General features: G+C 36.0%; 18 protein-coding genes. 4 read left to right on the forward strand and 14 right to left on the reverse strand.

From position 1 onward, the window contains the following. From ACFIJQ_RS04125 to tpiA, 3 genes are all read right to left on the reverse strand, one after another. Positions 1-1,629, reverse strand: a complete 1,629-nt coding sequence (locus ACFIJQ_RS04125; RefSeq protein ID WP_026500351.1) for a CTP synthase — start codon at positions 1,627-1,629, stop codon at positions 1-3. Positions 1,630-1,755: 126 nt separating this feature from the next. Beyond that, a complete protein-coding gene (secG, locus tag ACFIJQ_RS04130) occupies positions 1,756-2,208 on the reverse strand; it encodes a preprotein translocase subunit SecG (RefSeq protein WP_375628674.1) in 453 nt (150 codons plus the stop codon). A gap of 82 nt (positions 2,209-2,290) precedes the next feature. Continuing rightward, positions 2,291-3,055, reverse strand: a complete 765-nt coding sequence (gene tpiA / locus ACFIJQ_RS04135) for a triose-phosphate isomerase (protein ID WP_273788353.1) — start codon at positions 3,053-3,055, stop codon at positions 2,291-2,293. Positions 3,056-3,207: 152 nt separating this feature from the next. On the opposite strand from tpiA, the gene ACFIJQ_RS04140 reads away from it, so the two are divergent. Continuing rightward, positions 3,208-5,097 carry a peptidyl-prolyl cis-trans isomerase gene (locus ACFIJQ_RS04140; RefSeq protein WP_375628676.1) on the forward strand — a complete coding sequence of 630 codons (1,890 nt, stop codon included), beginning with the start codon at positions 3,208-3,210 and terminating at the stop codon, positions 5,095-5,097. 728 nt (positions 5,098-5,825) lie between these two features. Here ACFIJQ_RS04140 and ACFIJQ_RS04145 read toward each other — a convergent pair. The 9 genes from ACFIJQ_RS04145 to tatA form a co-directional block, all read right to left on the reverse strand. Continuing rightward, positions 5,826-6,686 (reverse strand): phytoene/squalene synthase family protein, encoded by an 861-nt coding sequence (locus ACFIJQ_RS04145; protein WP_273788355.1) that lies wholly within the window; start codon positions 6,684-6,686, stop codon positions 5,826-5,828. Positions 6,687-7,560: 874 nt separating this feature from the next. Continuing rightward, a complete protein-coding gene (locus ACFIJQ_RS04150; RefSeq protein ID WP_273723333.1) occupies positions 7,561-7,947 on the reverse strand; it encodes an Mth938-like domain-containing protein in 387 nt (128 codons plus the stop codon). Between the two features lie 460 nt (positions 7,948-8,407). Beyond that, positions 8,408-8,860, reverse strand: a complete 453-nt coding sequence (gene yajC / locus ACFIJQ_RS04155) for a preprotein translocase subunit YajC (RefSeq protein ID WP_208438545.1) — start codon at positions 8,858-8,860, stop codon at positions 8,408-8,410. A gap of 686 nt (positions 8,861-9,546) precedes the next feature. Then, positions 9,547-10,728 (reverse strand): M23 family metallopeptidase, encoded by a 1,182-nt coding sequence (locus ACFIJQ_RS04160; RefSeq protein ID WP_273788356.1) that lies wholly within the window; start codon positions 10,726-10,728, stop codon positions 9,547-9,549. Between the two features lie 155 nt (positions 10,729-10,883). Continuing rightward, the gene (locus tag ACFIJQ_RS04165; RefSeq protein WP_012754986.1) at positions 10,884-11,543 is read right to left on the reverse strand and encodes a protein-L-isoaspartate(D-aspartate) O-methyltransferase; all 660 of its coding nucleotides are present in this window, start codon (positions 11,541-11,543) and stop codon (positions 10,884-10,886) included. A gap of 133 nt (positions 11,544-11,676) precedes the next feature. Beyond that, the gene (serS, locus tag ACFIJQ_RS04170) at positions 11,677-12,954 is read right to left on the reverse strand and encodes a serine--tRNA ligase (RefSeq protein WP_273788357.1); all 1,278 of its coding nucleotides are present in this window, start codon (positions 12,952-12,954) and stop codon (positions 11,677-11,679) included. Positions 12,955-13,032: 78 nt separating this feature from the next. After that, complete coding sequence (gene tatC / locus ACFIJQ_RS04175) at positions 13,033-13,815, reverse strand: twin-arginine translocase subunit TatC (protein WP_273788358.1); 783 nt, start codon at positions 13,813-13,815, stop codon at positions 13,033-13,035. Then, positions 13,812-14,216 carry a Sec-independent protein translocase protein TatB gene (gene tatB, locus ACFIJQ_RS04180; RefSeq protein WP_273788359.1) on the reverse strand — a complete coding sequence of 135 codons (405 nt, stop codon included), beginning with the start codon at positions 14,214-14,216 and terminating at the stop codon, positions 13,812-13,814. The genes tatC and tatB overlap by 4 nt, the downstream gene beginning before the upstream one ends. Positions 14,217-14,271: 55 nt before the next feature. Continuing rightward, positions 14,272-14,583: a twin-arginine translocase TatA/TatE family subunit gene (gene tatA / locus ACFIJQ_RS04185; RefSeq protein ID WP_273788360.1), complete on the reverse strand. Its 312-nt coding sequence runs from the start codon at positions 14,581-14,583 to the stop codon at positions 14,272-14,274. A gap of 1,634 nt (positions 14,584-16,217) precedes the next feature. Here tatA and ACFIJQ_RS04190 point away from each other — a divergent pair. The 3 genes from ACFIJQ_RS04190 to pgsA all read left to right on the forward strand — a co-directional run bounded on the left by ACFIJQ_RS04190 (position 16,218) and on the right by pgsA (position 20,112). Further along, entirely contained in the window at positions 16,218-17,081 is an 864-nt protein-coding gene (locus ACFIJQ_RS04190) for a 23S rRNA (adenine(2030)-N(6))-methyltransferase RlmJ (protein ID WP_273788361.1), read from the forward strand. 397 nt (positions 17,082-17,478) lie between these two features. Next, a complete protein-coding gene (gene uvrC / locus ACFIJQ_RS04195; protein WP_375628680.1) occupies positions 17,479-19,458 on the forward strand; it encodes an excinuclease ABC subunit UvrC in 1,980 nt (659 codons plus the stop codon). Between the two features lie 72 nt (positions 19,459-19,530). After that, positions 19,531-20,112 carry a CDP-diacylglycerol--glycerol-3-phosphate 3-phosphatidyltransferase gene (pgsA, locus tag ACFIJQ_RS04200; protein ID WP_273788363.1) on the forward strand — a complete coding sequence of 194 codons (582 nt, stop codon included), beginning with the start codon at positions 19,531-19,533 and terminating at the stop codon, positions 20,110-20,112. Positions 20,113-20,460: 348 nt separating this feature from the next. On the opposite strand, the gene ndk is transcribed toward pgsA, so the two are convergent. Together ndk and bafA are read right to left on the reverse strand one after the other, a co-directional pair. After that, complete coding sequence (ndk, locus tag ACFIJQ_RS04205; protein WP_375628682.1) at positions 20,461-20,883, reverse strand: nucleoside-diphosphate kinase; 423 nt, start codon at positions 20,881-20,883, stop codon at positions 20,461-20,463. Positions 20,884-21,276: 393 nt separating this feature from the next. Further along, the gene (bafA, locus tag ACFIJQ_RS04210) at positions 21,277-23,847 is read right to left on the reverse strand and encodes a BafA family autotransporter (protein WP_375628684.1); all 2,571 of its coding nucleotides are present in this window, start codon (positions 23,845-23,847) and stop codon (positions 21,277-21,279) included. Positions 23,848-23,993 lie beyond the last annotated feature (146 nt).

The raw sequence follows: 23,993 nt of genomic DNA on the forward strand, positions 1-23,993 counted from the left end.
TTAAACCAATCGACTTTGTTCTACAGCGGCTTCAATAAAAGAAGAAAAAAGCGGATGTGGATCAAAAGGACGGGATTTTAATTCTGGATGATATTGAACACCAATAAACCATGGATGATCTGCATATTCTATAGTTTCTGGTAAAATACCATCAGGAGACATCCCAGAAAAAATCAAACCACACTGTTCTAACTTATCCTTATAATCAATATTGACCTCATACCGATGACGATGTCGCTCGACAATCTTGGTCATCCCATAAATTTGAGCAATATGACTCTCTTCTTTTAATTCAGCAGCAAAAGCACCAAGACGCATTGATCCGCCGAGATCACCATTTCTTGTACGTTTTTCAAGAACGTCTCCTTTAAGCCATTCTGTCATTAAACCTACAATTGGATTTTCTGTTTCGCAAAACTCACTTGATGAAGCATTCTTAATCTGTGCAATATTGCGCGCAGCCTCTATACAAGCTAATTGCATCCCAAAACAAATCCCTAAAAATGGAACTTTACGCTCTCGTGCAAATTGAATTGCTCGAATCTTTCCTTCTGCCCCTCGTGCCCCAAAAGCACCTGGAACCAAAATTCCATGGGCTTTTTGTAAAGCTGAAACAGAATCTTCTTTTTCAAAAAGTTCCGAATCAATCCACTCAATATTAACTTTTACTTTATTCGCTAAACCACCATGCGCAATCGCTTCAATAAGAGATTTATAAGCATCCTTTAAACCCGTATATTTTCCTACAACAGCAATCGTAACTTCTCCTTCAGGATGATGAATACGATGCGTAATATCTTCCCAACGATCCATCTGAGGGGAAGGTGCCGAATCGATTCCAAAAGCGCAAAGAACTTCAGAGTCCAAACCCTCCTTATGATATGCCATAGGAACATCATAAATTGTTGGCATATCTAATGCCTGAATGACTGCATTGGAGCGAACATTACAAAAAAGTGATAATTTGCACCGTTCTGTTTCTGGAATAGATCGATCTGCACGTACAAGCAAAATATCAGGAGAAATACCAATTGCTTGCAATTCTTTGACAGAATGTTGTGTTGGTTTCGTTTTTAATTCACCTGCCGAAGGTATATAAGGCATTAATGTGAGATGGACATAAACGACACTTTGTCTTGGTAGCTCATTGCGAAGCTGACGAATCGCTTCTAGAAAAGGCATTGCTTCAATATCACCAACCGTTCCCCCTATCTCACACAAAACAAAATCAAACTCTTCATTTCCCATCGTAATGAATCTCTTAATTTCATCCGTAACATGAGGAATAACTTGAACTGTTGCCCCCAAATAATCACCACGCCGCTCTCGTTCAATGATATTGCGATAAATACGCCCTGTTGTGATATTATCTTGGCTATTTGCAGACCGCCCAGTAAAACGCTCATAATGACCAAGGTCAAGATCCGTTTCTGCACCATCATCGGTCACAAATACTTCACCATGTTGATAAGGTGACATCGTACCTGGATCAACATTTAAATAAGGATCAAGTTTGCGAAGACGTACACGGTAGCCACGAGCCTGTAATAACGCTGCTAACGCCGCCGCTGCGATGCCTTTTCCAAGGGAAGAAACCACACCACCAGTAATAAAAACATAACGTGCCATGGGCTTATGGTGATAAGCAATTTATAATGATTTTTCCAGCAAAAAATGCAAAAAGAAACAATTTTTCTTCTAAAATAAAAAAGGTGAAAAAATCACCTTTTAAAAAGTCTATATTTTCTTAAAAAACTATTTCGTACTGTTATCCGGAACTGTGTTTTCAAGAACCCGTGGAACTGGGCTTTCTGCTTCAGGATTTGTGGACTGTTTCTGTTCCTGCGGAGAATTCGAATTGCCTCCTAGCTGTTCAAGAATAGAAGGGGAAGACTCACCATCTGATGATGGGACTGATTCTGAGGCTTTATTGGTAGAATTCTGCTCTGAATTAACCGGTATACGCTTTAAAATATCAGAACTAGAATTTGATATATTACCCACCACGGTAAGCCCAATAGACACAACAAAAAAACAACAGGCTAAAATAGCAGTCAAACGTGTTAAAGGGTTTCGAGATCCACGAGTTTTCATCAACCCTGAGCTATTACTCACACCTAGCCCACCACCTTCTGAAGGTTGGATTAATATAACACCAACCAAAGTAATCACAATCAACAAATGAATAATTATAAGTACTGTTTGCATAAACCCTGCTCTTCAAATAACTCTTTCATAGCTATTTACACATAAATAATACACAATCCAAGGGGAAACTCAAATTTCTCTACTATAGTTTACGACAAACATCGCAAATAGTTAAAAAATCAATCGCTTTTAAGCTTGCTCCACCTATCAAAGCACCATTAACATGAGGAATGCTTAAAAGCTCAAATGCATTGGATGGCTTTACGGACCCACCATAAAGCAGACGTATCTTATTGCCTTCATCACTAAAACGAGAACGCACCTTATCACGAATGAAATGATGTACTTTTGCAATATCTTCTGGAGTCGCTGTATTGCCGGTGCCTATCGCCCAAACAGGTTCATAAGCGATAATGGTATTCTCTGCTGTTGCATCATCTGGTAAAGATTCTTCAAGCTGCTGCGTGAGAATATCCAGCACTTTATTATCATTACGCTCCTCCAATGTTTCACCAATACACACAAGGGCCACAAGACCTGCTCGCCACGCAGCTTGCACTTTGGCACAGACAATCGCATCATTTTCCTGATACACTGTACGACGTTCTGAATGCCCAATAATGACATGACTTGCTCCTGCTTCTTTAAGCATAAAAGCTGAAATATCTCCAGTATAGGGACCATGATCATCAAAATGACAATTTTGTCCTCCCAAAAGGAGATTTTCCCCATCCAGCATATCAGAAGCACGAGATAAAAGCGTTGCTGGGACGCAAATAAGCGCCTCAAAAAGATGATTGAGATCAGAGCTAACGCCTGTAGCAATAGCACGCAACTCTCCAAGCGATTCACTCGTTCCATTCATTTTCCAATTTCCAGCAAGAAAAGGCCGAGTATTTGGAGACATATTTTCACCTCAAGAGCTCTTACAATACATTGTTTATCTGTAGTTACCAAATTATAACATGAAAGCAAGTCTTTAAAGCTTGCATCTTTCATCTCTTTATTGCAAATTCCATTAGCTTTGATAATAATTCACATTAAAAATGGACTTGAACAATGCTTGACATCATAAGAAATGCTACAAATTCTTGGATTTCTAGAATTTTCCTTGCTATTTTACTCTTATGCTTCATTCTTCTATGGGGAATACCGCAATTACACAAAAAAAGTGAAAGAGATCTTATTACTTCTGGAAAGTCCACAGTAACTGTCGATGATTATCGTCTTGCACTTGCCGATCAAAGCGCTCGTTTAGCATATGCTGCTCATCTTGGACGAATGTTTACAGCAAATGAAATGCAGCAATACCAAATTCCTGCTTTTGTATTTAATCAATTACAACAAAATGTATTGCTTGATGAACAAGTACGTAAAATGAAAATAAGTCTTTCAAAAGATACGATAGCTCATACGATTGGTTCTGATAAGATGTTCCAAGTAAATGGCACTTTTGATAAAAATTTGTTTTATAACTATCTTCAGCATTTACGTATTAGTGAAAGTGCTTTTCTTAATTATTACACCAAACAAGAAAAGCGTAACCAACTTATTTCAGCTTTACTCTCTGATATGAAAGCACCAAATCTCTTTTATAAAGCACTTGCTCTTTATCAAGGAGAAATGCGTATTGCTGATTATCTCGTTATTGATCTAAAAGAAAAGGAAACAATTGCTGATCCTGATGACGAAACACTACAAAAATGGTTTAAAACACATCAAAGTCAATTTCGTGCTCCAGAATACCGCACTGTCTCTTTGCTATCTATGGAACTTAATGATTTTGTAAAACCTAAAGATATCTCAACAGATGAGGCAAAAGCCTATTATACACAAAATGCTTCACGTTTTGTAACGCCTGAAAAGCGTACATTCGAGGAACTGCAATTCCCCTCACGTGAAGAAGCCGATAATGCAGCAAAAAAAATAGCTGATGGATTGAGTTTTGATGAACTGGTAAAAGCTGAAAACAAGACTCTTAATGACATAAAAAAAGGTCCTCTCGCAGAAAATGAACTTCCTAGTCATCTAGCCTCTGAAATTTTTGAACTTCAACAAGGCCAAGTCAGTACTGTGATAAATGACTTACAGGGACCTATTATCATTCGCGTCACGCATATTGAACCCTCAAGCTCTCTTCCTTTTGAAAAGGTCGAAGAAAATATTCGCCAAACACTTGCCAAAAATCGTGCTACTGATGATATCCGTAACAATTATGTAGCCATTGAAAATGCTCGTTTTGAGGGTGCTTCTCTCAAAGAGCTAGCTGACCAATACAAATTATCTTTGCGCACAATTACCATTGATAAAACGGGAAAAACGCTTGAAGGTGCAGCACTCACGGATTTACCTCAAAAAGATATTTTACTGAATGCCATCTATCAATCAAATGAAGGAGTCGATCTTGATCCTCTCTCTTTTCAAAATGGTGGATATCTCTGGTATAAGGTCGATAAAATTATTCCTGCCCGCGATAAAACACTTGAAGAGGCTAAGCTAGATGTTCTTTCTCAATGGAAAAGTGAGGAAATCCAACGTCTTCTTGATGAAAAAGCCCAAAATGCTCTCAAACAGCTCACGGAAGGAAAAAGTCTTGTTGCTCTTGCTCGTACCCTTGGTGTTACAAAACAAACAACACCAGCCCTCCGGCGTCGAGACTCATCTGCCCCTCTTGGCGTTGAAGGGATTAAAGCATTATTTTCTGCTCCCAAAGGTCATTATGGCATCATAAAAGGTCCAGTTGCAACAAACCGTATCATTTATCAAATAAAGACTGTCACCATGCCTAAAGATATCACGCCTCATACTCTTTCAACTGAGGTCCGCGCCAATATAGATATGATGATAAGAGAAGATCTCAAGCTAGAAATGCTACAAATTGCCAATAAAGAACATCCTTTGGAAATTAATAGCACAAATTATAATCAGATCTTTAACGCTCTCCAATAAAAAGGTCGTGCATAATTTAAAGAACTTATTTGATAAAGTTTCCATCAGCTCTTCGTCTATAGTTGAAGAGGTAAGATAGGTCTCTTGTTTGCATATCTTAGGATCAACATTTGTATAATGACTAATTCTCTCGCAAATCAGTGCATGTATGGATTTGCGAGAAAATAGTCAATGGAATGTAGAGTCGTTTTTGCAACGCATTAAAAAATATTATCCATCCAAAGGTTGTAAAATTTGTCGCACACTAAGCTATACCCATTAAGCTATAAATGTCATCCCTATCGTCATTCATTTATAGCTTATCATATTGCTACTCTTAATACTCATTCATAAGGAGCGTATTGCTTTTTCTTTAAATGATTTCATTTACACACCCAACTTATAGTATACAAAAAACTATTTTTAAAATTCATTATAAAAATGAAGAAATCTTTTTCTATTCAAGACTCTCATTCAATATGAGAAAAAACGAATTATCATTATAAATCAATATATTCATAAATCATAACAGTCATCAATTATGATTTCTCAAAAATAAGAGTTTTTTATAAACTCATAGACTGCCAAGACAACTTCTCTCATAAAATTTCTTATTCTTTTGCGCTCATAGCAACCAAAACATCAACATTTTTTATAACAAAAAATGGTTTGGAAACACCATAGCTCCTTTTATCTTCATATGAGAAAATCAGTCTATATGTTACGTATTCCAACGTGGTAATATTCTTTTACAATATCTTTGGAAAATTGCCGCTTATTGCTGCCCTTGTTATCAACCAATAGCGATATATTAATGGCAACGTTGCACTCTCTTGAAAAATTGCAGCACCCAGCTGTATAGCTTTTTGAAGAGAAGCTGGGACAATGACCAATGGAAGAAAAGCTGGCTTAAGAACTCTAGGTAAAGCACAAGAATACTCGTAAAATTTGGTATAATGATCGCGCGATAATGCTACCATAGCTTCAACAATACGATCCTTTTGTTGATCACTGAGACGATGAGATTCCAAATCTTCCCTATTCACTCCTACAGCCTTTAATATATCAGTAGGTAAATAATATTGATATCGTGATTGCATGAATGATAAAAGACGCAATACACCGCTTAATCCTTGAGATATCCCTCCATGTTCATAGATATCTGTAAACTCTTGTGCAGTATCAGGATCTAATATCTGACAAGAAAGCTGTAAAATTATGCTTGCTGTCTCACCACAATAATGCTCTAGATCATGAAGCGTTTCTATTGGATTGTGATAAAGATCTAAAATTTGTGCATTACAATAACGTAAAAAAGCTGTCTTAGGTAAATTAAAAAGAGTCATTGCTTTCAATAAATCACTCAAAATCGGATTATTTCCACTCGTTTGCATTTCACCATGAGCAATAGAATCATACCACCAACGTAACCGTATTTCTCCTATGAGTGGATCATGTACACTTTCGCGAATACGAGAAACTTCAGCATTAAATACATAAAGAGCAGCCAATGCTTGGCGCTTTTTTTTAGGCGCAAATAAAACCGATATATAGCGATCACGATCTATGGTACGTAAAATATCAAGACAATAAGGAAGAGAGCCTATCATTTGAACCTATTAACGTCCCTTTTTTAGTAATGAAATTAATATCCTCTTTTTATTCATATTAAAAAATGAGGGATAAGCAAATACAGTTCAGAAAATAAGATTTTTAAATGTGTCTCTAAACTGTATTATGAATTAAAATTTCTTTTCTAGTCACTTTTCGTTTTAGAAAGAAAAAAATTAAATAAATAACTTTTCTGATAAAACTTATCTTATCGGACTTCAAGTTTTCATTTGCAGTAAAAAAAAGCTAAAAACTAATCGTAACATGCATAGTGAAACTTAGAATAACAAAAAACGCAAAACACTTTTTCACCGAATAGATGACAATGTTATTTATAAAAATGCCCTGATCACAAAAACTTCATCAAATCATTGACCTCCTCCCCATACTAAAGAACAAAGATTCTTACCAATACCAATTTGTAAAAAATCCAATTGCTCTCGGTGAGTTCCTATTACTATCAACGCATTTATTTATAATGATAATTCATTGTTTTATATGTTAAATTAGAATCTCAAATATCGTAGAATGCTTGCATTTCAAACCAATTCCATGTTGAATCAATCAAAACTATTCCCTTGCACATCACAAGCTGGGCTGGCTTGTAGGTAAAAATTGTATAAGAAAGAATTAAAAATGCCTCTTATGAACTGTCTCAAGTGCCAAGAGTTGACCACTCATGTGATTCATTGAACTACGAACAAGCTCTACCCTGAATACTTGCTGCTGTATAAAAAAACACTTAATGTGTTAAGTTATGTATATTTTATTCCCTTATATCACCACTTTAAACGACGGTATTTTACGGCGCAGTAAAGTAATCACACAAGTCTTTCATACTAGACGAGAGCATTTGTTTTATTAAACAATACTCTATTCTACCGCAAATAATAATGCCGCAACAGCGCGATCTTCAGCCAATAAAACATTAAATGTACGCACCGCCGCTCCCGTACTCATTGTATCTGAGGAAATACGTTTTTCCCATAAAAGCACCCGTAACTCTTCAGGTAATCGCAATAATTCAATTCCAGTACCTATTAATAAAACTTCGATTTCAGAAGCTTCTTCTAAAATACGAGATATATCCTCTTGAGTGGGAATAGGCCCTGCCATGTCAATGCCATAAATACCTGATGGTACACAAATAATAGAACCTCTATGAGACATATCAGCAAAACGAAATCCACCATTTCCATAAGCATCAATAGGTGCGCGACTTGGAAAATGTGCTTCACGAATTTGAATTGCATCGAACATGAACAAGCACCCTTTATTTTTGAATAATCCAATTGTCTTTGCTACTTCTCACCATAAAATTAAAGGAAGGCTGATACAAACATTGATATCTTAACCATAGCCTAGTATTGAAGTGGAAATTTTATATAAAACCCTACTCTTCTCATACAACAAGTATATGAAAATTTGATAATAAACCGCAATCAAAAGCTATACCTGCTTAAATAAATCTATCTTTTAAAAAGTTTTCTCAGCTTATTTACTCGCAAGTCTCTTTTTATAGAAACAATGATCTTGTTTAAAAAACAGAAAAAAATTGCGTAATATTCTATAAATAAAGCAACTATTTTAATAATCTCAAGGAAACAAAAACTCCATTTTCTGTAGCCACTATAAAAGCTATTTTTCCAATGAAATTGTCCTGATCTTGCCAAGCTTTTTATAAAAATGCTGAAAAAATGTAATAAACTGGCATTACACCTTAAGATGCATTTTCTTTTGATATAGCTTTTTTCTCTTTAGAGACACTCATATTTTCTTTCGTTGTCGTTTTAGATTTAGACTTTTGTGGTGTTTTTGTTTTAGCATTAAGCTTTGATTTTTTTTCTGCAATCGGCTCGCCTTTAACGCGCACATCAGCTAATGTTGAGCGAATAACACGAATATTCATACTCTCACCAATTTCAACCTCTAATTCACCACTCTCGTCGTGAACCTTCGTAACTTTGCCGATAATACCACCACCCGTTATAACTGTATCACCACGACGTACTGCATTAAGCATTTCTTGGCGTTTTTTCATTTGGGCACGCTGTGGACGAATGATAAAAAAATACATAATTGCAAAAATTAAAATGAGAGGGACAGCGCTAGCAAATGAAATTCCACCGGAAACATCGCCTGCAACTTGAGCATAAGCGTTCGTAATAAACATTTTCATCTCCTATAGTTAAACCTCAGGTATTTCCCACTCTATTAAAATGAAATTCCGATACAGAAAAAATTTCTAAAGAATTTATCATAAAAAGCAATAACTACATAATCTAATCACAGCTTTACAAAAATACAATAAATCCTTAAGAGACAGAATACCAAAATACAATGAGAAAAATCTTTAAAAATAGATTCATTTTCCCCTATTATATATCCTAAAATATAAATCTTTTCACTAACTCAATAAATGATACAAGATAATTTTTCTAATGAAAAAACTTTAATTTATATAGATAATTTATCGTTTTTGATATCGAATGACAGATCTAAGTACAGTAAAATACTCTCATTTCAAACCCTCTGAATTAATCAAAACGATTTTCTTGCACGTCTCACATATGAAATGAGCCTGTAGATAAAAACTTTTTAAGAAAGGCGTGAAATATCTCTTTTCATGCTTCTCTCAAATGCAAGAGCAGTTGGAACACTGAAAGCTGACAAATAGTATGATGCTATTGTCTTACACTTTCATAAACACAAAGATGGTAATATCTAACGCCCCCAACGAACAGCTCTCCTTAAACCAATGATTTTTTGCTGCAGTGTTATTGATTTAAGAAAATCAATTGTTTTTCATGAAGTTTCTATAAACTGTAAGACTATTCAAATTTAAAAGTCATCAATAAATTAGTTTTCTAAATATTTAAGGGGATCAACAGGTAATGAATTCTTACGCATCTCAAAATAGACACGTGGCGTTTTAACATTTCCTGAAACACCAGATTTAGCAATCTCATCACCGCGTCTTATCCTTTGTCCTTTGTTAACAACAAGTTTACTGTTACATCCATAAATAGTGATAATATTATTTTCATGTCGAATCATCACAACATTACCAAGCTCTTTTAATCCATCTCCCGCGTAAATAACAACACCATTTTCTGCCGCCTTTACCGAAGATCCTTCCGGCACTGCAATATCTATTCCTCGATTCATTACTGTTCCCTTTTTTTGACCGAACTGGCTTAATAAACGCCCTCGTACTGGCCAACGCATCTTAGAAATTCCTGTGGCTTGCGGAGTCGTCATATTATCGGTATTCGTAACAGTACTTGATAAACCAGTCTCATGATTCAATTGCGTCATCTGTTTAGAAAAATTTTTCTCAGAACTTGATTTGTTCATCTTTGCAGAAGGTGGCGTTTTTACAGGAGTTTTATATATAGGAGAGGACTTCTTGTTTTTTATAGAAGACATCACTTGAGATTGGAATGCAGAGTCTGTTGTTGACGCTGCCCAATCGTTATTATTGTGTGCATTTGAAGCTGCTAATGTACGCCTGCTTGGAACAACAAGTACCTGACCGATATAAATGGAATTGCTGTTTATACCATTTGCTAATTTTAATGCCTCAACACTAACCCCTATTTGTCGTGAAATACTGAGCAGTGTATCTCCACTCTGGACAATATAAGAGTTCCGCCGAAAAATAGGAGATTTATCCATTTGTGAACGGGAAAGTGTTCCAAGATTACGTGGAGGGACTCCCATAACGCGACCATCAGAAGAAGTTATCCTACCTTGATGTGGAGAATTATAGGGAGAATTGTCATCTCCCCACGAATCATCGCTTGATTCCACAGGTGGCAATTCAGTGCTTTGTATCATACCACTACCGTACGATAGCATTCGCGGATCTGTAGACATAGTGCTCGATATATTTGATTGAGATGATACCGTACGATGAGAGACAATGTTAGAAAAACGCTGTGTACCAGAACTACAACCAGCAACAATAGTTACCACCGCTAAAAAAGTTATTCTCTGAAAATTATGCTGGAAAATGTTATCCAAAGCTTTTAAACACATCGTTTTGCTCACTCATCAATAATCAACTCACTCCATTAAAGCTTTTTTAAATTACCGAAGAGTTAAAATGAGATGTTTTATTCATAAATATCTTTATATAAGATCAAAATGAATTTAACGTAGACAATTTGCAGCACTTTCTTAACTTTCAAAAATTAAAGTATCTCCGCAATGCCTTTAATAAAAGGTTGGTAACGCACTTGAAACAGTTCTAAACACTCAAATCGACTACCAATTTTTGTATAGCGCGTCACCGTTTGTACCCCTTCGTCAGGTCCTATCGCCTGAATGAGAATTCCGTTTTCAGCTAAAAGTTCTAAAAATTCCTTGGGTTCATCAAAACGTGATGGCCAAATAAGAATGCGATCAAATGATCCCAAGCCTGTCACACTATGACTTCCATCAATCTGCCGTATAATAATATTTTCAATTCCTAAAGTTTGAAATTTTTGGCGCGCCAAATCAACAAGCGTTTTATAACGATCAATCGTTGTCACACGGTCACTCAGACACGCCATAAGCGCAGTACAAAAACCAGATCCTGTACCGATTTCTAAAACGCGATGCCTTTTTTTCAACGATAATGCCGAAAGAATTAAGAGTTGTTCTTCCAAACGTTCCATATATTCACCACACTCAAGGGGAATAACCTTATTATCATAAGCACTATTAAACCAAGGAGCAGAAACAAACTGTTGACGCGGAATTTTCTCTAATGCCGAAAAAAATCGCACGTCATCAATGCCTTTGCTACGCATTTTCAGTACAAGAGCGGCTAACTCCTCACGAAATTGTAAAATACCCTTTTGCCCCATAGTATCATTCAATCTCCAATGGAGGTGCACTTTTATTATACTGACAAACTGCTTCTTTTAAAATGGCAAAAACTTGCGTTTGCATATTATCACCTCTTGGCAATAAACGCATATTGTCTCTCCTTTCGTAAAATTAAGCAGTAATACAACGCATGCCTCCCATATAAGGTTGTAAAACATCTGGAATAATAATTGATCCATCAGCCTGTTGATAATTTTCAAGCACGGCAATAAGACAACGTCCAACAGCTGTACCAGAACCATTAAGGCTATGAACAAAATGTAATTTTTTATCGCCTTCTGTACGATAACGTGCATTCATACGACGACCTTGAAAATCTCCACAAACTGAACAGCTGGAAATTTCACGATAACATTCTTGACCAGGAAGCCAAACCTCGATGTCATAGGTTTTACGTGCTGCAAACCCCATATCACCCGTAGAAAGAACCACTGTGCGAAAAGGCAAACCAAGTCGTTTTAATATATCTTCTGCACATTCCGTCATACGTTCTAATTCAATTAAAGACTGCTCTTCACTGGTAATTGAGACCATTTCAACTTTCCAAAATTGATGCTGACGCAACATACCGCGCGTATCACGACCGGCTGCTCCCGCCTCTGAACGAAAACAGGGAGATAAAGAAGAAAATCGCAGTGGTAAATCTGATATTTCAAGAATTTCATCGTTGACCAAATTGGTTAATGGCACTTCTGCCGTAGAAATAAGCCATCGACCATCTGTTGTACGAAAAAGGTCTTCAGCAAATTTCGGCAATTGTGCTGCTCCGTAAACAATCTCATCACGAACAAGAAAAGGTATTGAGACTTCTGTATAACCATGCTCATTGACATGCACATCAAGCATAAATTGGCCTAATGCTCGTTCTAGCCGTGCTAACGCCCCTGAAAGTATTGTAAAACGTGTTCCAGACAAACGACTAGCTCGTTCAAAATTCATCTGCTTGAGATCTTGACCAAGATCAAAATGTTCCTTTGGTGTAAAATTAAATGTTGGAGGTGTACCAAAATGTCGAATGACGACATTATCACTTTCATCTTTACCTTCTGGAACATCATCTAATGGAATATTTGGAAGTGCTGAAAGAATTTTTTCAAGACTCTCCGTCAGCTGTTTTTCTTCCGCTGTTGCAGAGGAAAGAAAGATTTTAATCTCTTCACCTTCAGCTCTAAAGCTTTCAGCCTTTTGCTGATCAGATACCGCTAAAGCCTGTCCTATTTCCTTTGAAACCGCATTGCGACGTTCCTGCGCCAATTGCACCTTAGCAATATGCGACCGACGTGCAAGATCAAGTTGTATTAACCTCTCAGCTTGTGGCTCAAGACCTCTACTTACGAGTGCTTTATCTAATTTCTCAGGATTGTCACGAATCCACTTAATATCAAGCATAAAAATTCCTCATTTATATTTTTTATTCATTTATATTGTTTTTATTCATTTCTTATCGCATAAGATTATACACTTTTCTTAAGCGGATTTTCTTCTCTTTTCTATACTGTAAGCAATTAAAATTGAAATCTCGTAAAGTGCTATCGTTGGTAAAGCCACTGCAAACATCGTAAAAAAATCCGACGGCGTTATGATTGCCGCAATGATAAAAGAAAGTAAAATAGCCCATTTTCGTTTAGACGCCAAATCATGAGACGTTAAAAATCCAACTTTTGTTAAAAGACTGATGACAAGAGGTAATTGAAAAATCAAACCAAAAATTAGGATAAATGATGTCATAAAGCCCAAATAATCAGAAATACGCACTATAAACTCTATTTTTAAATGAACATCTGGAAGAAATTGTTGAGAAAGGCTAAACCATAGTATTATTGGCGCTAATAGACCATAAACAAACGCTCCCCCAATACAAAATAAAATAGGCCCCCCAATGAGAAATGGTAAAAAAGCCATACGCTCATTTTTATAAAGCCCTGGTGCAATAAAACTATAAAACTGAAAAGCCGTATAGGGAAAAGATAAAATAATTCCCCCAAAAGCAGAAAGCTTCATCTTCGTTAAAAAAGTTTCCCATACTTGCGTTGATTGCAAACGAATACCCTCAGGATTACCCCCTGCTATTTTCATTGCCCACTGATATGGCCATAGTAAAAAATTTAAGATATAATCTTTAACAAGAAAACACATCATAAAAGCGATCATAAATGCAACTAGGGCAGCAATAATTCGCTGACGAAGTTCAATTAAATGTTCTAAAAGTGGTGCCATATGGGCATCAACTTCATCTTTCTTAACATTCATGACACATCTTCTTTATCTTTAGAAGCTATAGATCCTGTCATATCTTTATTGGTTACGTTGTGATCGCATTCCAAAAATTCTTTACCTTTTTCTGATTTATGGTGTGTTGCCTTAACATCCAAATTATCGTGGATATCTTCTAATGTATTTTGAATGGGATCAAAAGTCTCTGTCAACTTCTTGCTTGTATCGCTAATATCCGAATATGTTTTTTGCAAATCATCGAGCTCGATTTGTTTTATTGCATCATCAAACTGATGACGAAGTTCATTTGCCATTAAACACATCTGAGCTCTTACCTTTGCTATTGTCTTTAATATTTTAGGTAAATCTTTCGGTCCAACAACAATGATGAGAACAAGTAAGATTACGACAAACTCTGGTCCATCAATCCCAAACATCTCTTAATTCGACTTCCTCATCAAAAAATAACGCACAATGATGATTACGTTTTTGTTATTTGACACGCTGTTTTTTAGCAACAGATGTTTTGCTTCTTTTAGAAGCAGAAGAAGCCTTTCTGCGCGCTGTTACATGTTTTACCGATAGCGGCTGAGATTGTTGAGATTCTACATCAATTATTTGGGAAGTAGTAGCCATTTCAACTTTATCCTCAATGCCATCATCTTCTTCCTTCATATTTTTTTTGAAGGCTTTAATTCCCTTAGCAACATCGCCCATTAATTCAGAAATCTTACCGCGACCGAAAAGCACAAAGATAATCAGTAAAATTATAATTAAATGCGTTGGTGAAAAAATATTACCCATTACTCTCTCTAACTTTATGCTTTTAAATTTGATTTCATTTATTCATGCTTCTTCTGAAGAATGTATCAAATATAATATCTTAATTATATATTTTCTTCTTAACTTAAAAACAATCACACGCTTTTATTGCAAAAGAACTTTTTATCCTCTCATCCCTTCTTAGCGTACTATAACACAAACCATTCCAAAATGATAAACCGCTTCATAGAAAATTCAAAAGGCTTAAAAACTTTTCTAAAATAACTTCATCTGATCTCTTAGTTACTCATCTTCCTGTAAATACTATAGCTCATGTCTTTCCTTTTAAACAAAGTTGTACGTATCATTACAAACATTTCCTCCAAATTATCCGTTACTGATAAAAATCATACCATGTTGTAAAAAATTTTACGTATTCAATTAAAAAATTCAGAAAGAACAATCTCTAAAAAACTTTCTTGACACATCATCAGTCTCTTTAAAAGCTATCATCTTACGCATAATATTTATTCTTTGCGTTGGTGGGAATTTTATCATCATTATTCCATATACAATACGAAATATAAGCCATCATCGCATTCAATTAAATATCTGACGTGTGGATAAAAACTATTCGCAGAAAGAGTAAAAATGCACTTTATGAATCAGGTCAAGTGCCAAGAGGTATGGCAATACTAAAAAATAAAAATGGTACCAGCTTGCGCCTTTATTCAGTAAAATACCTCCATATAACCAGCTCTTTGAACCGCTGCATGCCCTAACTATTACAAGTCTCCGGATTCTGGGCATGCGTTCTCATAATATCATGTGCTTAACTTATCTCAGTATTGAAAACAGAATGGGCATTAATAGAAAATTACATTCAATTAAAAGCATGGAATCGAAGTACAATCCATGTAAAAGAATTTCTTATCCTAGTCTTTTTATAAGATTATCTCATAAAGCCGCTAGATAATACAGTGTTAGAGATAGATAAACCTATTTACTTTAGTTAAAAATCCCTCATTTTATTGAGATCGCTTGCAGAGAACATATCACTTTTTAAAAGTTTTGTTTTAGCACCACACACAATAATCTAGCCATTTAGCGTATATAATGTAAAGCTTGGGCTCCGCTTAAACCAATGAGATTCATCCACACTTTTATAAAAATCTATCACTATAATACCAGCACTTTATTGCTCTATCCATAATTTTACGCTCGCTAAAAAACTGATAAATGTAACAATGTTTTTATCAAACATTTTAAATTCTTTAATCTTTAAACAAGTAAATTTATGAATGAATTTGAAAGATAACCTTAAATTTTTTAACAAACTTCACTAATATTCTCGTTAATTGCTTGTCTTTTATAGTTTTCCTGAAAGAGTCCGCGATCATAAGAAACTTCTCTTACAACATAACTATCTCTATTGAAATGTTCGCCCTCTTCCTATCTATTTTTCATATAAAAAAATTTAAGATCTTAACGATGAATCTCATAATATAAAAATAGCCCAGTGAATAAATGCTCCCATGACATTAATATTTTTCTGTAGGGTATTATTTGGGAGTGAGGGTATTATTTGATTTCTATAAGAGTATTTTTATGGATATCAATTCTAATATTCTATGCTAATAATCCGGTACAGTTATACATATGATAGAGTTTATTCCATGAATTATCGGCATATTTATCATGCTGGCAATTTTGCTGATGTTTTTAAACACATTATTGTCACTCGCATTGTAGAATATCTCAAACGCAAAGAAAAAGCTTTTCGCGTTATAGATACGCATGCTGGAATCGGTATTTATGACCTTTCTTCTTTAGAAGCACATAAAACAGGAGAGTGGCGCGAAGGTGTCCAACGGCTTTTTTCAACTCCTATCCCAGAAGATTTAAGAGCACTCCTTTGTCCATGGTGTGATATCATTGATGCCCTCAATAAAGGGGAAAAAGAAATTGTATTTTATCCTGGATCTCCTGTTCTTATTCGTCAATTATTACGGAAACAAGATCGCCTCACCGCAATAGAATTGCACAACGAAGATTATCATATTTTAGCAAAAAACTTTGCCGGAGATTATCAGACAAAAGTTCTGCATTTAGATGGTTGGCTTTCCTTAAATGCTCATGTACCACCAAAAGAAAAACGTGGGTTTATCCTTGTTGATCCTCCCTTTGAAAAAACTGGAGAATTTTCCCGCCTTATTGAGGGATTAATGAAAGCCTATCGTCGCTTTTCTGGAGGGATCTACGCTTTATGGTATCCTGTTAAATATGACAAAGAAATTGAAAGTTTTCTTCACGCGCTTTATCAAACAGGAATTCCTAAGATTCTACAGCTTGAAATGCGTATCCGAAAAAGTTCAAGTCCACCGACAATGAATGGAAGTGGTATGATTATTATTAACCCTCCCTACCTTTTGGAAGAAGAAATGAAAAAACTCAGCCCCTTTCTTATCAACCGTCTGGGACAAGATGAAAACGCCCAAATAACGCATAAGTGGCTTCAAAAAGAACATCTATTATATTAGATCTTTCTCTATATTTTTCCTAAATCAAATATCATGTTGTAAGATACAAAGGCATAAAATGATAAAGTTCTTTGATTTTTTGAATAATATCAGTATATTATAATGATATGCTAACAACGATCAGCGTGAATTAATTTTTTCCCTTTTAGAACGTCTATCTTCTTAATCATCATGAATTTCCTATTCCACTCATTTTAATGAATAAATTGGGCAAATTCATAAAGCTGTTTTAGAATAACAACTCTCATATTTTTTATGAAAAATCGGCTCTCTAAAATCATACTCTTATGCTATAAGATATTATTTATAGAAAAAATTATAAGGATATAAATAATCATTATTTAATAAAAAAGAATATTTCATATATTAAACAAAAAACATATTCTTAATAAACGGAATGGTCCTGAAAAATAATACAAATTGTCCGAAAAATGAGCGGGAAAAGCTTTCTTTTCTCTCTAACATTACATGGAATAATGCCAATCAAAGTAATGAGAAAAATCAATTCCAAGGTGTCAAATTCATACAAGAGTTTGTTAGACACCTTCCGCATAAGCCAGGGGTTTACCGGATGATTGGTAAAAATGGTGATATTCTCTATATTGGCAAAGCTCGTAATCTCAAAAAACGTGTTTCAAACTATACGCGTGAACAAGGACACAATAATCGTATTACCCGCATGATTCGCGCAACATATCATATGGAATTTATCGTCACCCATACAGAAACAGAAGCACTCCTTTTAGAAGCCAATCTCATAAAAAGATTGCATCCACATTTTAATGTATTACTACGTGATGATAAAAGTTTCCCTTATATTATGATTACAGATGATCATCGAGTGCCTGGACTTTACAAACATCGTGGTGCCCGAACACGAAAAGCTCACTATTTTGGTCCTTTTGCTTCTGCCGGTGCAGTGACACAAACAGTTCATGTTTTACAACGCGCCTTCTTATTACGAACCTGTACTGATTCAGTTTTTGAAAACCGTACACGCCCCTGTTTGCTTTATCAAATTAAGCGATGTTCTGCACCTTGTACCCATGAAATTAGTGACAATGATTATAAAGAACTGCTGAGGGGAGCAAAAGCGTTCCTTTCGGGAAAAGATCAATCTGTTAAAAGTAATATGGTTCAAGCTATGCATAAAGCCGCAGAAAATCTTGATTTTGAACAAGCAGCTTCCTATCGTGACCGCTTATCAGCCCTTTCTCATATACAAAGCCATCAAGGTATTAATCCTCAAACGATAAAAGAAGCGGATGTATTTGCAATTGCGCAAAAAGAAGGAATGACCTGTATTCAAGTGTTCTTTTTTCGCATGGGGCAAAATTGGGGAAACCGTGCCTATTTTCCTAAAGCAGATCCCTCTTTTTCCTGTACTGAAATTTTAGCGAGTTTTCTTGCCCAATTTTACGATGATAAACCACTTCCCAAAAGCATCCTTTTATCTGAAGAAATTGAAGAAAAGACACTTCTTACAGAAGCATTGAGTCTCAAAGCAAATCACAAAGTGTCTCTCTCTTTACCCAAACAAGGTGAACGGAAAACTCTTGTTAATCATGCCTATCTCAATGCTCATGAAGCACTTGAACATAAGCTTTCTGAAACAGCCACTCATACAAAATTGCTTCAAGGTCTTGCTAAAACATTCCAACTACCTTTTCCTCCACGCCGGATAGAAGTCTATGACAATTCTCATATCATGGGAACAAATGCTGTAGGTGCTATGATTGTTGCTGGTCAAATGGGATTTGTTAAAAATCAATATCGCAAATTCAACATTCGCTCAATAGATATCACGCCTGGCGATGATTTTGGCATGATGAAAGAAGTGATTAAACGGAGATTTTCACGCCTTATAAAAGAGCATGATCAGCCAAATAGAAGTCATGACATAAAAGATAATGATCTTTTTCCCATTTGGCCTGATCTTATCTTAATCGATGGTGGTGAAGGACAAATCAACAGCGTACATGCAATACTTGCTGAATTACAATTAAATGACCTCTTCACAGTTGTTGGAATCGCCAAAGGTATTGACCGCCATGCGGGACGTGAACGATTTTTTATAAAAGGTATCCCCCCCTTTACACTTCCTCCACGTGATCCTATCCTCTATTTTTTGCAACGTCTGCGTGATGAAGCACACCGTTTTGCGATTGGAGCTCATAGGATAAAACGAAAAAAAGAAACATTCAAAAACCCACTTGATGAAATCGAAAATATCGGTCCGACAAGAAAGCGTGCGTTGCTTCATCATTTTGGAAGTGCCAAGGCTATTGCTAGTGCCTCACTTGAAGATTTAAAAAAAGTTACGGGAATCTCTATGACAATTGCACAAAAAATTCATAACCATTTTCATGAAAAATAGGCTTGTTTCATAACCTTTGCCTTGTTACGTTTAGGAAATATATTCTCTTTCACAAGAATTAAAAATGGCTCCATGAAAAATCATACTTTTTCTTTTCCAAATATTTTAACTTATGCACGAATTGTTGCAGTCCCAATGGTTGTTGCATGCTTTTTTTTAGAAGGGCGATTACAATCAAATGATATCACTCGCTGGATTGCTGTGTCCATTTTTATCGTTGCATCCATTACTGACTTTCTTGACGGTTACCTTGCTCGTATTTGGGAACAAACATCCAATATTGGTCGCATGTTAGATCCAATTGCTGATAAACTTCTCGTCTCTGCTTGTTTGCTCTTGCTTGCCGCAGACAGTACCATCGCTGGGTGGACACTATGGGCAGCTATTATCATTCTTTGCAGAGAAATTCTTGTATCAGGATTACGTGAATATTTGGCTGAGTTAAAAGTTAGTGTTCCTGTCTCTCGTCTTGCAAAATGGAAAACTTTTGTACAGATGATCGCTATTGTATTTCTTTTAGCTGGACCAGCCGGTAATAAAATTTTTCCTTACACAATAGAGTTTGGCATTACTATGCTGTGGATTGCTGCCCTCCTTACATTGTGGACAGGATGGGATTATTTTCGTGCAGGTTTAAAACACGTTATCCTATGAATAGTATGGAGATTTATAATGATAATTTATCTTTTTGTACTTAAATAAGAGATGAGAGATGAGAGATGAGAGTAGCACAAGATTGATTCATTTTAAATCTATTAATGATAAATCAATAAAACACTTTTTTGCACATTACAAGTAAGGGTAGCATGTAGATAAAAGCTCTTCAAAAAAAGAGTAAATAGATTTTATATTCTCGCAAAAGCAGTTACAATATTAAAAGCTAAAAAACGATGAATGCTCCCTATGCTTTCAAAAAAGTCTATAATCTTATAAGCAAAAAACCGAAATATAGTGTTTCGGATTTTTGCTTCTTATAAACGCTTTATTATTATAAACGCTTGATTAACCAACAATTTCTACCTCAGAAAACCAAAAGGCGATTTCTGTTTTTGCCGTTTCAGCGCTATCGGATCCATGGACAGAATTTTCGCCAATCGATAAAGCATGAACCTTACGAATTGTCCCTTCTTCTGCATCACTAGGATTCGTAGCTCCCATTACTTCACGGTTTTTAGCTATTGCATTTTCGCCTTCCAAAACTTGTACAACGGTTGGACCAGAAGACATGAATTCCACCAATTCACTAAAAAAAGGGCGTTCTTTATGAACAGCATAAAAATTTTCAGCCTCACGTTTGCTCATCCAGACACGTTTAGACGCAATAACACGTAGCTCCGCATCCTCAAGCATTTTAGTAATTGCGCCAGTCAAATTACGACGGGTTGCATCTGGTTTAATCATCGAAAAAGTACGCTCTAAAGCCATTTAACCACCTTTATTTCATTTATAACATTCTCTCGCCATTTCTATAGCGAGCAAGAAGCCCTTTGCCAAGTGACTCTACAAAAATCTACACAAATTCTCAAAAATATAGAATGAATTATAAAGAAAACTTTAATAGAAATACCTGTAATTGCTCATCCCATCATAAAGATGCGCTACCGACTCTCAATAAATATTGAACCTTCTTACATAATCTTAAATGCCTCTCATCAAATTTATCATTGAAGCAATAAAGAATCATAAGAAAATCCTAACATGCAAAATATATACCTTTTTGAAAGCCTTCTCCTTTAAAGAGGATGAACCTAGATACTCCGATCTAGGTTTGAAAATCCTTCTACACACATTGAGATCAATCAAAAAATAACCATATAATTAAAAACTATAGCGTACACCTAAAATACCCTGAAAGGACTGTTTTGTTTTACGTCCTTTAACATAATGTGCCTCACCATATAACTTTAACTTCTCACTCACTAAACTGCTCAAACCGATTCCTAACTTACCTGCATTACCCGATAAGTCAGTGGTAAATGAATGCCGTTGATTAATCAATGTATGGTTGTCATCTTTATTCTCACGCAACCATGCTGCTGTAATATACGCAAGTGATGAGGAATCCATACGAGAACCAAATTCATATCCTAAAGATATGCCAACCTCACTGCGTAATGAAGTGAATGGACGCATGTTACCTATCATGTCATTCGATAACTTGATTTCTTTACCCTCAACTTGCAACCATGTAAATTGTCCATAAGGCTGCAACCAACTGCTCTTTGACGTCTTAAGTCGATAACCTGCTTCAAAGGAAGTGCCCACCGCCCATTGCCTATAGCTTCCTTCAATCCCTAAACCATTCGTTGAAACTGCCTTTAGAGTATTCTGATAATGATTATATTTTAAAATACCATCTAAATACCATCCACTATGATCCAAATAAGTGACATAAGCGCCAATGCCATAAGCATTGATACCGCTCATACCACCCCGTGCATGCGCAATGCGTGCGCGGTCATAACTGCCAAAACCACCTATATAAAATTCTCCATTTTCCCACTCGCTTAAACTATTGATCCCTAAAACAATACCTGTCTGATCCAACTTAAAATCTATATGCTCTGTAGCAATACTCTCTTTAGACTTGATCGCATAGCTCCATAAAGCTGCATTCTTGTTACTTTTATCTAGAATTCCTCTTCCCGCACGCACGGTTTGCATTTCATTGTGAAAAACCATCGCTGGAGCCACAGACATAGACAATACCGCATCTGTAGAGGGAGTGGTTAAAAAGTGAGAAACTGAAAGCGTCTCTCTCAATTGTGGAGAAGGCTGTTCTTTATGAACTGGACGCAAAATCATTTGATCGGCTAAAGATTGTGAAGATTCTGAAACAACAGCCTGTTGCTTTCCATCAGAAAAATGAAGAGAACTTGCTGGGGGAGACTTCACATGAGTGCGATTTTCCTGAGAGGGAGATACCGAAACACTAGAGAAATTCTGTCTTTCTCTTAAATGACGTGGAGGACGTGGCTTGGGTTGCTCTTTTTTAGTAGGTTTACGAGGACCGGTATTTTTTCCTCTAGAAGAAGCGCCTTGATGAGACAATGCAAGAGGAATCTTCGTTTTCTTGTTTACACACTGTGCTTCAGTACTCGAATGTTCTGCATTTTCAGAGACTCTGCTTAAAGACCAAATTGTAGCACTACCACTAGAACTAGCACACCTTTCTCTCTTCAGCAATTGATACTGATAGGTTCCACCATCGACAACTGTAATGTTCTTGCCCAAAAAATCTGCCAAAGTAAAATTAGCCCCTCCATCTTGGCTTCTATCGGTAATTAATGGAAGTTCAGTAACCAAACTATTCCTTTTTGAGAGAGGACCTATAATTTCAGCACCAGAATCTGCAACGCTTATTTTGTGATTACCTGCGCCCTCATCAACCGACAAGTAATCACTCGAATCCCCCGTAGCGCTAATATTGAATCGAAAATGTAAATCCCCTGAAAGTTTCTCAACATGAAGTGAAATATGTCGCGGATCATACGGAATAGAAGTAAAAATAACAGTTCCATTATGCCCCCCTAAATCTTCAATTTCAATCTGAGGTTTTTCTCCTGTGTTTCGTTCACCAACCTCAAATATTATTTCATCAACTCTTGCCTCTATAGGAATCTTTTTCTTAGTGATATGGTTTGTCCTATCACCAGCAAATAAATAAAGTTCTCCGTGATCATTGACCCTTACTTCTCCAACGACTTTTTGAACACCAACATGGAACCACGATTTAGCAAAGCTGTTAACTGTCAGACCGTCCACAAACCCTTCAGGATATACAACTTGAATAGCATGATCTTTCAAATTAGTAGCATAAGATTCTCCTAACGCTAAGACATGCTGTCTCCCATTCCCAGAGATCTCAGCATACATTGATTTTCCCCCCTCTTTTCTTTCTCCCGAATAAAGATTTTGTTCTCCGTTATCTCCCACTTTCGTATTCCAAACCCACGCTCCATCATACACATTCTGCTGTCCCACTACTCCACCATCCCCTGAAACTGTAGAATTATATGCACTACTTTTTCTCTCCACGCTTGTAAGATCAAGACCTTTTTCTTCATGAATAAACTGCTTACCACCAAGGATTTCGGTGCCTATCGCAGTTCCTCCGCGTGTAACTATTTGCATTCCCCCTTTTTTAATAGTGGAACCTATAGAAGTTGCTCCATTTTCAACAATTTCAACACCGCCATCTCCAATTTTACTCTTACTACTGGGAAAATTATTTGTAATCAGTGCTGAACCTTTTGGTATCTCTGCTCGATTTCCTACATGTTCTACTATTGTTAGCTCTCCATTTCTGTTTTCAACTGCACTTGCAACTTGTACAAGACAACTACTGATCATCAATACTGAAAAACTTAACTTACGTTTATACTGCATTATCGACACTCCACTCTCAATTATTTAGAAAAATATCCCACGGCTACATAGGTAACCCGTCTTAGATTGTATCGTAATGTGTTTTATTTATGTTTAAAAACACTTTTAAAGTGTATTTTTTAATATAAACAACCTTAAGTTGTGTA

Source organism: Bartonella sp. TT67HLJMS, from assembly GCF_042193375.1.
Lineage (GTDB): Bacteria > Pseudomonadota > Alphaproteobacteria > Rhizobiales > Rhizobiaceae > Bartonella > Bartonella grahamii.

Excerpts from the sequence above, each read along its gene's own strand:
- ACFIJQ_RS04125 (WP_026500351.1), bottom strand. The coding sequence starts at position 1,629 with ATGGCACGTTATGTTTTTATTACTGGTGGTGTGGTTTCTTCCCTTGGA.
- secG (WP_375628674.1), bottom strand. The coding sequence starts at position 2,208 with ATGCAAACAGTACTTATAATTATTCATTTGTTGATTGTGATTACTTTG.
- tpiA (WP_273788353.1), bottom strand. The coding sequence starts at position 3,055 with ATGTCTCCAAATACTCGGCCTTTTCTTGCTGGAAATTGGAAAATGAAT.
- ACFIJQ_RS04140 (WP_375628676.1), top strand. The coding sequence starts at position 3,208 with ATGCTTGACATCATAAGAAATGCTACAAATTCTTGGATTTCTAGAATT.
- ACFIJQ_RS04145 (WP_273788355.1), bottom strand. The coding sequence starts at position 6,686 with ATGATAGGCTCTCTTCCTTATTGTCTTGATATTTTACGTACCATAGAT.
- ACFIJQ_RS04150 (WP_273723333.1), bottom strand. The coding sequence starts at position 7,947 with ATGTTCGATGCAATTCAAATTCGTGAAGCACATTTTCCAAGTCGCGCA.
- yajC (WP_208438545.1), bottom strand. The coding sequence starts at position 8,860 with ATGTTTATTACGAACGCTTATGCTCAAGTTGCAGGCGATGTTTCCGGT.
- ACFIJQ_RS04160 (WP_273788356.1), bottom strand. The coding sequence starts at position 10,728 with ATGTGTTTAAAAGCTTTGGATAACATTTTCCAGCATAATTTTCAGAGA.
- ACFIJQ_RS04165 (WP_012754986.1), bottom strand. The coding sequence starts at position 11,543 with ATGGGGCAAAAGGGTATTTTACAATTTCGTGAGGAGTTAGCCGCTCTT.
- serS (WP_273788357.1), bottom strand. The coding sequence starts at position 12,954 with ATGCTTGATATTAAGTGGATTCGTGACAATCCTGAGAAATTAGATAAA.
- tatC (WP_273788358.1), bottom strand. The coding sequence starts at position 13,815 with ATGAATGTTAAGAAAGATGAAGTTGATGCCCATATGGCACCACTTTTA.
- tatB (WP_273788359.1), bottom strand. The coding sequence starts at position 14,216 with ATGTTTGGGATTGATGGACCAGAGTTTGTCGTAATCTTACTTGTTCTC.
- tatA (WP_273788360.1), bottom strand. The coding sequence starts at position 14,583 with ATGGGTAATATTTTTTCACCAACGCATTTAATTATAATTTTACTGATT.
- ACFIJQ_RS04190 (WP_273788361.1), top strand. The coding sequence starts at position 16,218 with ATGAATTATCGGCATATTTATCATGCTGGCAATTTTGCTGATGTTTTT.
- uvrC (WP_375628680.1), top strand. The coding sequence starts at position 17,479 with ATGGTCCTGAAAAATAATACAAATTGTCCGAAAAATGAGCGGGAAAAG.
- pgsA (WP_273788363.1), top strand. The coding sequence starts at position 19,531 with ATGAAAAATCATACTTTTTCTTTTCCAAATATTTTAACTTATGCACGA.
- ndk (WP_375628682.1), bottom strand. The coding sequence starts at position 20,883 with ATGGCTTTAGAGCGTACTTTTTCGATGATTAAACCAGATGCAACCCGT.
- bafA (WP_375628684.1), bottom strand. The coding sequence starts at position 23,847 with ATGCAGTATAAACGTAAGTTAAGTTTTTCAGTATTGATGATCAGTAGT.